Origin of the sequence: Streptomyces sp. NPDC059816, from assembly GCF_042732055.1 — a bacterium.
Lineage (GTDB): Bacteria > Actinomycetota > Actinomycetes > Streptomycetales > Streptomycetaceae > Streptomyces.
In genome coordinates this window covers 1-10,859 of the sequence record NZ_JBHWIQ010000036.1, presented here as the reverse complement: position 1 = coordinate 10,859, position 10,859 = coordinate 1, and the positions used below count along the sequence as shown (strand labels likewise).

At 70.4% G+C, this 10,859-nt stretch carries 5 protein-coding genes; 3 read left to right on the top strand and 2 right to left on the bottom strand.

Features of this window, described 5'->3' with window-relative positions:
- The first annotated feature begins 9 nt into the window (after nt 1–9).
- The 3 genes from ACFV88_RS32545 to ACFV88_RS32535 all read left to right on the top strand — a co-directional run bounded on the left by ACFV88_RS32545 (nt 10) and on the right by ACFV88_RS32535 (nt 2,935).
- Nucleotides 10–639, top strand: coding sequence for a hypothetical protein (locus ACFV88_RS32545; protein ID WP_385495713.1), 630 nt, complete (start codon nt 10–12; stop codon nt 637–639).
- A gap of 199 nt (nt 640–838) precedes the next feature.
- Nucleotides 839–1,426 (top strand): histidine phosphatase family protein, encoded by a 588-nt coding sequence (locus tag ACFV88_RS32540; RefSeq protein ID WP_385495712.1) that lies wholly within the window; start codon nt 839–841, stop codon nt 1,424–1,426.
- 258 nt (nt 1,427–1,684) lie between these two features.
- Entirely contained in the window at nt 1,685–2,935 is a 1,251-nt protein-coding gene (locus tag ACFV88_RS32535) for an alpha-hydroxy acid oxidase (protein ID WP_385495711.1), read from the top strand.
- 165 nt (nt 2,936–3,100) lie between these two features.
- On the opposite strand, the gene ACFV88_RS32530 is transcribed toward ACFV88_RS32535, so the two are convergent.
- Nucleotides 3,101–3,787, bottom strand: a complete 687-nt coding sequence (locus ACFV88_RS32530) for a maleylpyruvate isomerase family mycothiol-dependent enzyme (protein ID WP_385495710.1) — start codon at nt 3,785–3,787, stop codon at nt 3,101–3,103.
- A 43-nt stretch (nt 3,788–3,830) separates the two neighbouring features.
- Entirely contained in the window at nt 3,831–10,844 is a 7,014-nt protein-coding gene (locus tag ACFV88_RS32525; protein ID WP_385495759.1) for an amino acid adenylation domain-containing protein, read from the bottom strand.
- Nucleotides 10,845–10,859: the final 15 nt, after the last annotated feature.

The window sequence follows — 10,859 nt, the reverse complement described above, 5'->3', positions numbered from 1 at the left end:
GGAGTTCGGGTGCAGGCCGCGATACGGGGAATGCTGCTCGGTGCAGCACTGGTAGCCACGCTGACCGGCTGCGGGGGCGGCGAAGAGGCAACGACCGGGAAGCCCAGCGACGCACCCACTGCGAGCGGAAGGGCCACGAAGGAAAAACCGTTCATCTCGCTCTCGGCCGCTCAGGTGCGGTCGGCACTCCCCGCCGACTACACCCTGGGTGACGCCCTCGTCGGGGACGCCCCGATCACGGTCAAGGGGCAGGAGGCACGCCAGAACTGCACCGAGAGCAGCGGCGCGTCCTGCGACGGACTGGTGGCCGGCGGCAAGAAGGAACTCGGAGCCGAGGGATCCACGGACGAGGGCCACATCGAGTTCACCCTCTACTCCTTCGATTCCCCGCAGGCGGCGAGCACCGTGCGGAAGAGCCTGGCGGCCACGGCGCGTGCCTCCGTCACGGCGCCCGAGCAGGTCGAGATCGTGTCCGGCGCGGACGAGACCGAGGCGTTCAAGGGCACCAGCACCACCCATGTCGTCATGCGCCTCGGCAGCGTCGTCGCTCACGTACGAGCCGTGGACACCACGACCGGGAACGTGCACCACGTGGCCACGCACCAGATCGACCTCATCAAGGACGCGTCCGCAAAGTAGACGGCCTGGGCGAGCTCGCTCCTGCACCCGGGGGCTTCCCACGGGCCGCCGGGCCGTGACCACGCGGAGTCGCCGCAACCACCCCCGTACCAGACCGCGTTCCGACCCGCGTTCCGCCCGGCTCGCCAGACGTCTATATGTTGGTACCATCCGGATGGTCTGAGCATCTCTGCACTCATCTCCCCGGGGAAGGGCTGACATGGCGACTCGGCGTCTGTTCATGGTCAGGCACGGCGCGGCGGACACCTTCGGGAGGCTCACCGAAGTCGGGCGTCGCCAGACCGAGTTGCTGGCGGAGCGCCTGGCACGCCTGCCGATCGACACGGTGTGGCACTCGCCGCTGCCCCGGGCGGTGCACTCCGCCCAGCTCATCGGCGAACGTATGGACGGGGTCCCCGTGCGGGAGGCGGCCGAACTGACCGACCACATCCCGCACGTGCCGAAGGAGCCCCCGGCGGCATGGGCCGGGGTCTTCGACGGCTACGACCCCGTCGAAGCGGCCAGGGGGGAACGCCTCGCGGACGCGCTGACCGACCGGTTCGCCCGCCCCGCCGACACCGAGACGCACGAGGTCCTGGTCACCCACGCCTACCAGGTGGCCTGGCTCTTGCGGCACGCCCTCGGCGCCCCACCCGAGCGGTGGCTGGGGATGAGCTGCGGGAACACGGCAGTGACGGCCATCGAGTACTACACCGGCGCGGCCCCGGCGCTGGTGGTCTACAACGACATGAGCCATCTCCCCGCGGACCTGCGCTGGACGGGCTTCGGGCCCGGCGCCCGACCCTGACGTCGTCCCGGTGGCCGATCCGCTGCGGACCGGCCACCGCGCGCACGGCAGTCGTGCGCAGTTGAACGGAGCGCCGCCCGCGCACCGCAGGCCAGCGCGGCGGGGCAGGACGACTCCAACGGGCTTGCGCAGCCGAACACTTGTCGTCGCGCGCCCCACCTCGGCCGTACAGTGCCCGTGACCTGGCAGGACGGCCCCCGGGTCCTGCCGGGCACAGCCCGTGGCCGGTCGCGGGGACCCTGAGCACGAGGAGGGGCCTTGGACGGCTTCCCGTCACCACCGGTGGGCAACGGCCGCCGGCGCCGGTTCCCGCGCCCGGCCGAACTTGCGCCTCTGCTGCGACCGCGGCGGCCCCGGCCCGGCGGGGCCCGGCGACGGCTCGCCGCCGCCGCCGATGTGGCGGACCTGCGTGCCGCCGCCCGCCGGCGCGCCCCCCGAGCCGTCTTCGACTACACGGACGGGGGCGCGGGCGAGGAACTCTCGCTGGCCCGCAACCGGTCCGCCTTCCACCGGATCGAGTTCCGGCCCACCGTGCTGCGGGACGTCTCGGCGGTCGACACCTCGGCGACCCTGCTCGGCGAGGTGTCCGCCCTCCCCCTCGCGCTCGCCCCGACCGGCTTCACCCGGATGATGCACCACGAGGGCGAAGTGGCCGTGGCCCGGGCGTCCGCCGCCCACGGGGTGCCGTACACGCTGTCCACGATGGGCACCACGGCGGCCGGGACGCTGGCCGCCGCCGTGCCCGGCGTACGCCGCTGGTTCCAGCTGTACCTGTGGCGGGACCGGGCCCGCAGCCTGGACCTGGTGTGCGGCGCCGCGGAAGCCGGGTACGAGGCGCTGATGCTGACCGTGGACACGCCGGTCGCGGGATCCCGGCTGCGGGACGTGCGCAACGGCATGACGATCCCGCCGGCGCTGACCGCGCGCACCTTACTGGACGGGGCGTTGCGGCCGTGGTGGTGGCTGAACCTGCTGACCACCCCACCCCTGGAGTTCGCCTCCCTCACCCAGTGGCAGGGCACCGCCGCGGACCTCGGCAACCTGATGTTCGACCCGGCGGCGACCGCCGACGACGTGGCGTGGCTGCGGGAGGTCTGGCCGGGCAAGCTCATCGTCAAGGGCGTCCAGACGGCCGAGGACGCACGGGTGATCGTCGGCCTCGGAGTGGACGCCGTGGTCGTCAGCAATCACGGCGGGCGTCAACTGGACCGTTCGCCAGTGCCGCTGGAGGAGCTCCCCGCAGTGGTCAGCGCGGTGGACGGCGCCGCGGAGGTCTATCTCGACGGCGGGGTGCGCTCCGGCGCGGACGCCGTGGCGGCGGTCTGCATGGGGGCCACGGCGGTCCTCGTCGGCCGCGCCTATCTCTACGGCTTGATGGCGGGCGGCGAGGCGGGCGTGCGCCGGGTGCTGGACATCCTCTCGGCGGAGGTCAAGCAGACCATGCAGTTGCTGGGCGCCACCTCGGTCAAGGACCTCACCCCGGACCGCGTCCGGCTGCGCGCCGGCTAGTTCCGCATCAGGGAGCGTCCGCCCTGTCGTGACCCGTCGTGACGTGCCTCCCGGTTGCTGCACTGCACCGTGCGGCACCGGAGGGCCCGGAACGCTCGCACGGCTGCACGTGTCGGAACGTGGGCGGTGTTGTTGCTGCCAGCGCGATGGTCGCCTGATTTCGCGTCAGGGGACCAGCGGCCCGGCCAACACACGCAACCCCGCCTCACGGTCCCCACCCCAGGTCACCGATCCCGTGTCCCGCGGCTTGCGCCCCCACAACATCAGTAGCAGGTCCTCGGCGGTGCCCGAGACCTCCGCGATCGGCTCACCGGTCCCGTAAGTCAAGCAGCTGCCCGTGTCGGTGGCGGTGATCCGCACGGCGCGCTCGGGATAGGTGGCGGCTCCCCCGGAGATCAGGCGGGGCGCCATGGTGTCGAAGACCTCGGCGATCCCGTCGGCGGCGAGCGCCGCGTCCATCGGCGTCGGCGAGCCGAGCGCGTGCTCGGCGTCCCATCGGTGCATCAGCGTCTCCTGGCTGCGGCGCCGACGCCAGAACCCGACCGTGTGCGGCGGGTGGAACGTCCACGCCCCGGTCGAGGGATCAACCGACAGGGCCTGCACCAGCGCGTCCGCCGACTCGGCGTACCAGGCCTTCAGACCGGCCCGGTCACGGGGAGCGACACCCTCGTCGTAGCCATCGCCGCGCCCCTCCCGCACCGCCGCCACGACCCACAGGTTCCCCGCTCCCATGTGCACGGCCAGATCCACCAGCTTCCAACCGCCGCAGTGCTCGACCGGAGCCGACAGATCACCATCCAGCACGGCGCCGAACGCATCGAGTTCACGCCGAAGTTCACCCAGGTAGTCCACGGAGCCAAGATACAACCCACCGGCCGAAGCTCCCCGTCCTCGCCTAGGAACCGTCCGTTCCGCGCCGCAGGCGGTCCTGGATCATTCCGCCGATGCGGTGCAGCGTCTCCGGTTTGAGCATGCCGGCGTGGGAGCAGTCCATCCGCCGGTACTCCAGCGGCCCGTCGACGTACTCGTGCCAGACGTCCGGCTCCAGCACGTTGTCGGTCTCCTGGGTGGCGGCGAACAGCATCATCTCGGTCGCGACCCGCCGGTGCCGGTAGCGTCCGGTGATGTCGATGTTGTTCTCCATCACCCGCATGATGGTGAGGAACTCGCTCTCCTCGATGCTTCCCAGCACGGTGTTCGTCGTCCGCGCCACCGCCGCGAACTCCTCGAACGTCATCTCCTCCGTGGGGACTTCGACGGTGCTCACCCCCAGCAGTTCGAGGATGCCCCGGTAGTACTCCTCGTGCGCGTGCTCGGGGATGTCCTCCTGCGCGGCGGGCTTCGCGTCGAGGCAGACCATCAGCTCGACCCGTTGACCCCGTTCGGCGAGCCGAGCCGCCACGGCGTGGGCGACGATGCCTCCGAAGGAGTGCCCCATGAGCCGGTACGGCCCTTGAGGCTGCACCCGGAGCATCGCCTCGATGCAGTCGTCGGCCACCTCCTCCACCGACCCCGGCAGGTTCCCGGGCTCGGACAACCCGCGCGCCTGGAGCCCGAAGAGGGGGATGTCCGCGTCGATGTGCGGCAGCAGGCTCGCGTAGTTCCAGCACATCCCGCCGCCCGAGTGCAGACAGAACAGCGGCGCCTGGTCGCCCTTGGTGCGCAGCGGCAGGAGCACCTCGAACGCGCTGGAATGCGCGGTGCCGCCCCCGTCCGCGCCGGACCCTGCGTCGGCGTCCTCGTCTAGACGCGGAGCGAGTGCGGCGACGGTCGGCGCCTCGAAGAGGACGCGCAGGGGAAGTTCCACGCCGAGGACCGCCTGGATCCGGCTGATCAGCTCGGTCGCCAGCAGGGAGTGCCCGCCGAGGTCGAAGAAGCCGTCGTCCACGCTCACCCCGGGCAGGCCCAGCACTTCGGCGTAGAGGGTGCACAGCACCTCTTCCCGCGGGGTACGCGGCGGGCGCCCGGCCCGGCCGCCGTAGTCGGGAGCGGGCAGCGCCTTGCGGTCCACCTTGCCGTTGGGGCTGAGCGGCAGTTCCGGCAGGATCGTCACCGCCGAGGGGACCATGTAGCCGGGAAGCCGCTCGCGCAGGGCCTCGCGCACACCGGCCGCGGAGAAGCCGCCCGGGTCCTCGGGGACCACGTACGCCACCAGCCGCGGGTCCGTCCCGCCGTGCCGGTGGACGGTCACGAATGCCTGGACGAGGCCGGGCAGGCGCAGCAACTCGGCCTGGATCTCACCGGGTTCGACCCGGAAGCCGCGGATCTTCACCTGGTCGTCGGCACGACCGAGGTACTCCAGCTGACCGTCGGCGTTCCACCGCACGACGTCACCGGTGCGGTACATCCGCTCCCCCGGTCCGCCCAGCGGGTTGGCCACGAACCGTTCGGCGGTGAGCCCCGGTCGGCCCAGGTAGCCACGGGCCAGGCCGGCCCCGGCCACGTACAACTCGCCGACGACCCCCTGCGGCACCAGTTGGAGTCCACCGTCCAGGACGTATCCGGACAGTCCGAACAACGGCCGCCCCATGGGTACGACCCCGCTTTCGCGACCGGTCAGGGGGGTGCTCATGGCCGCGCCGACGGTGGACTCGGTGGGCCCGTAGGCGTTGATCATGCGGCGGCCCGGTGCCCAGCGTTCCGTGAGATCGGGCGAACACGCCTCGCCGGCCACCAGGAGGACCCCGAGGTCGGGGAAGGGCACGTCCGGCCCCCGCGCGTCGAGAGTCGCCAGCACCGAGGGGGGCAGCGTCACATGGGTCACCCGCCGCCCGCTGAGCGTCTGTGCCAGTGCGTCGCCGGCCAGCGCGTCGGCGGAGGCCGCCACGAGGGCCGCGCCCGAAGCGAAGGCCATCACCAGCTCCCACACCGACACGTCGAAGCTGGGCGAGGCGAACTGCAACACCCGGCTGTCCGGGGTGAGCGCGAACGCGTCCAGTTGCGCACGCGCGAGGTTGGCGAACCCGGCGTGGGTGACCTCGACGCCCTTGGGCCGCCCGGTGGACCCGGACGTGTAGATGACGTACGCGGTGTGCGCGGGATCGACCGGCACGCCCGGGTCGGTGTCGGGCAGCGCCTCCCGGTCCACCTCCGCCGTCCAGGCGTCGTCGAGGACGACGGCGGGATCCGCGTCGGCGAGCATGTACGCGATCCGCTCGGCCGGATAGTCCGGGTCGACCGGGACGTACGCGGCGCCGGTCTTCACCACACCGAGGATGCTGACGACGAGCTCCGGGCCGCGCCGCATCCGCAGTGCCACCCGCCGGCCGGGGCCGACCCCGAGACCCAGCAGGTGGTGCGCGACGCGGTTCGAGCGACGGTCCAGTTCGGCGTACGACAGCTCGTTGTACGACGTCTCGTCGCGGCCCGCGATCGTCGCCACGGCGCCCGGTGAGCGTTCGACCGCCGCCCGGAAGAGTTCCGGCAGGGTCACCGGGGGCAGGTCGGCACGGTCGGCTCCGGACCATTCGAGCAGCGTCCCGCGCTCGTGCGGTGCCAGGACGTCCAGCGACCTGACCGGCCGGCGGGGGTCGCCGATCGCCGAGTCGAGCAGTCGCGTCCAGCGCGCGGTGAAGGCGTCGATGGTCGCCGCGTCGTACAGGTCGGTGGCGTACTCGACGAGGCCGGTGAGGCCGGCCGGCTCGCCCGCTGCGTCGAAGGTCTCGGTGACGCTGACGAAGACGTCGAACTTGGCCGACCCCGCGCCCGCCTTCTCGGCCCCCACCTGGAGCCCCGGCAGGTCGAAGCGTGCGCCGTCGTCGTTCTGGAGGACCAGCACGACCTGGAACAGCGGGTGGTGGGCGGTGGAACGCTGCGGGTTGACCTTCTCCACCAGGTACTCGAACGGCAGGTCCTGATGGGTGTACGCGGCCAGGCAGGTCTCGCGCACCCGGGCCAACAGCTCGGCGAAGGTCGGGTCCCCGGAGGTGTCCGTGCGCAGCACCAGGGTGCTGACGAAGAACCCGACCAGGTCGTCCAAGTTCTCGTCGCCGCGGCCGGCTATGGGCGAGCCCACGGGCACGTCGTCCCCGGCGCCCAGCCTCGACAGCAGCGCAGCCAGGCCCGCTTGGAGGACCATGAACAGCGTCGAGTCCGCGGCACGGGCCAGCGCCCTCAGTCCGGCATGGGTCGCGGCGTCCATCCGGAACTGCGTGACGTCGCCGCGGTAGGACGGAAGCGCGGGGCGGGGCCGGTCGGGCGGCAGCGTGGCCTGTTCCGGCAGCCCGGCCAGTTGGTCCGCCCAGTACGCGGCCTGCCGCACGAAGAGGCTGTCCGGGTCGGAGTCGTCCCCGAGCAGCTCGTGCTGCCAGAGGGTGAAGTCCGCGTACTGCAACGGGAGCGGGGTCCACTCGGGTCGTGCCCCGTCCCGGCGCGCGGTGTACGCGGCGACCAGGTCGCGCGTCAGCGGCCCCATCGACCAGCCGTCGGCCGCGATGTGGTGGATGACCACGACCAGCACGGACGCATCGGGCCCGGTGACCAGCAGCCCGGCCCGGACCGGGATCTCCCGGTCCAGTTCGAACCCGTGCCGCACGATCCGGGACACCCGCTCGGGCACCTGCTCCTCGCCGATCTCCGCCACCTCGACGCCGATCCGCGCCTGCTCCGGACCGAGCACCCGCTGGTGGGGCCGTCCATCGATGTCGGGGAAGACGGTCCGCAGCGGCTCGTGCCGCGCGATCACGTCGTTGAGCGCGGCCTCCAGAGCCCCGATGTCCAGCTTCCCGGTGAGCTTGAGCACGAGCGGCATGTTGTACGTCGCCGACGCGCCCTCGAACTTGTACAGGAACCACAACCTGCGCTGCGCGAACGACAACGGCAACACCTCGGGCCGCACCCGCCGCTCCAACACCGGACGCGCACCCACATCCGACAACCCACCCGCAAGCCCCGCCACCGTCGGCGCATCGAACAACGCCCGCAACGACAACTCCACCCCCAACACCGCACGCACCCGACTCACCAACCGAGTCGCCAACAACGAATGCCCACCCAAATCGAAGAAGTCATCGTCCACACCCACCACCGGAACACCCAGCACCCCGGCGAACAGCTCACACAGGACCTCTTCGGTCTGGGTGCGCGGTGCACGGGACGTGCCGGCCTCGTACTCCGGCGCAGGCAGCGCGCTCCGGTCGATCTTCCCGCTCACGGTCAGCGGGAACTCGTCCAGCGCGACGATGGCCGACGGCACCATGTACCTGGGCAGGTCACGGCTCAACGACTCGCGCAGGGCGCCGAGGGAGCGGCCGAGACGGTCCGCGGGGACGACGTAGGCGACGAGTCGGGTGTCGTCGTGGTGCGGGCGGGCGACCACCAGAGCCTGGGACACACCCGGCTCCGCCTCCAACGCCGCCTGCACCTCACCCGGCTCAATACGGAACCCACGAATCTTCACCTGATCATCAGCACGCCCCACAAACCGAAGCTGACCATCCACATCCCAACGCACCAGATCGCCCGTCCGATACATCCGCTCACCGGGACCACCGAACGGGTTGGCCACGAAACGATCAGCGGTCAGACCCGGTCGGCCCGCGTACCCACGCGCCAAACCGGGCCCGGACACATACAACTCCCCCGACACACCAGCCGGAACAAGCCCGAGACGCTCATCCAGCACGAACAGCCCCGCCCCCGGCACCGCCCGCCCAATCGGAACACCCCCACCCACCACCAACGGATCACTGATCGCCGCAGCCACCGTGATCTCCGTCGGACCATACGCATTCACCAACCGACGACCAGAACCCCAGCGGGCCACCAACTCCGGCGGGCACGCCTCCGCACCCACCCCCAAACCCACCAAGTCCTCCAACCGCTCCCACGCACCCTCAGGCAACGTCGCCACCACCGACGGCGGCAAAAACGCATGCGACACCCCACCCACAGACAGCGCCGCCTCCAACTCCTCACCCGCCAAACCAGAACCCTCCGGCACCACCAACGCCGCACCCGAACCCCACGCCAACACCAACTCCAACACCGACGCATCAAAACTCAACGACGCCGTACGCAACACACGACCACCAGCGCCGATACCCATCCGCTCCACCAAACCCACAGCAAACCCCGCCACACCAGCGTGAGTGACTGCCACACCCTTCGGACGACCCGTCGAACCAGACGTATAAATCACATACGCCACATGCGAAGGCAACAACGGCACCACCCGATCGGCATCAGTGACCTCCACACCAGACAGTCGATCCGTGTCGACCTCGTCCAGCAGGACAACGTCCACGGGCAGACCCTCAGGCAAACTCCCCGCAGCGATACCCGTACTCAGCACCAGACTCGGCCGCGCGTCCTCCAACAACCAACCGATCCGCGCCCCCGGATACTCCACATCCACCGGCACATACGCAGCACCCGCCAACACCACACCCAACACCGCAACCAACTGCTCCACACCCGCCGGCACCGCAACCGCCACCACACCACCAGGACCCACACCACCATCGATCAACCAACGAGCCAACCGATTCGCCCGCACACCCAACTCCCCATACGACCATTCCTCTCCCCCACACACCACCGCCACCGCATCCGGGCACTCCCGCACCCGCCCCACAAACAACTCCGGCAACGTACTCAACACAGGCGCAACACCAGACGCCGACCAACCCAACAACCGCTCCCGCTCACCCACACCCAGGACCTCCAGCTCACCCACCCGCGAGCCGGTCTCCGCAACCGCACCGGACAACACGCGTACCAACCGAGCCCCGAACAAGTCCACAGAGTCCCGGTCATACAGATCCGTCGCAAACTCGATCAGCCCGGACATACCAGCGGGGCGACCGTCTTCGTCGAACGTCTCACCCATGTTGATGGTGAGGTCGAACTGTGAACCGGACAGGCCCGGGTCCACGAACTCGGATCGGAGGCCCGGGAGTGCGAAGGCCAGGTCAGTGTTGTTCTGGAGTGCCAGCATGATCTGGACGAGCGGGTGATGGTCGGGCGAACGCTGGGGGTTGAGCCGCTCCACCAGGTACTCGAAGGGGATGTCCTGGTGGCTGTAGGCAGCGAGACTCGTCTCACGGACCTGTGTCAGGAGTTCACCGAACGTGGGGTCCGACGTCACGTCAGCGCGTATGACCAGGGTGTTGACGAAGAAGCCCACCAGGTCGTCCAGGCCCTCGTCGGTGCGGCCGGCGATGGGCGAGCCCACCGCGATGTCGTGCCCCGCGCCCACCCGCGAGAGCAGCGCCGCCAGGCCCGCGTGCAGGACCATGAACAGCGTCGCATCCGACGCACGGGCGAGCTCCCGCAACGCGGCATGCGTCGAGGCGTCGACCGCGAAGCTCACGGTGTCGCTGCGGTAGGAAGGGGTCGCCGTTCGCGGCCGGTCGGTGGGCAGGGAGACGACGTCGGGCAGGCCGCTCAAGTGATCGGTCCAGTACGCGGCTTGACGGCGAAGCAAGCTGTCGGGGTCGGTGTCCTCGCCGAGCAGTTCGTGCTGCCAGACGCTGTAGTCGGCGTACTGGACCGGCAGCGGGGCCCACTCCGGCCCCTCGCCGCCGCGCCGGGCCGCGTACGCGGCAGCTAGATCGGCCGCGAGAGGAGTCATCGACCAGCCGTCGGCGGCTATGTGGTGCATCACGAGTACCAGGACGGCTTCCCTCGGTCCCGATGTCAACAGCTGCGCAGTCAGCGGGATTTCGCTGTCCAGCTCGAAACCGTGCTGAACACATGCTGCCAGCCGGGAAGCCATCTCGTTCTCCGTCACCGGTTCGACCGGGAGGGTGAGGTGGGCTTCGGTGGGGGTGAGGACGTGCTGGTACGGCTCACCGTCGAGGTCGGGGAACACCGTCCGCAACGGCTCATGCCGGGCGATCACATCATTGAGAGCCGCCTCCATCGCCGACACATCCAACTCACCCACCAAACGCAACACCAACGGAATGTTGTACGTCGCCGA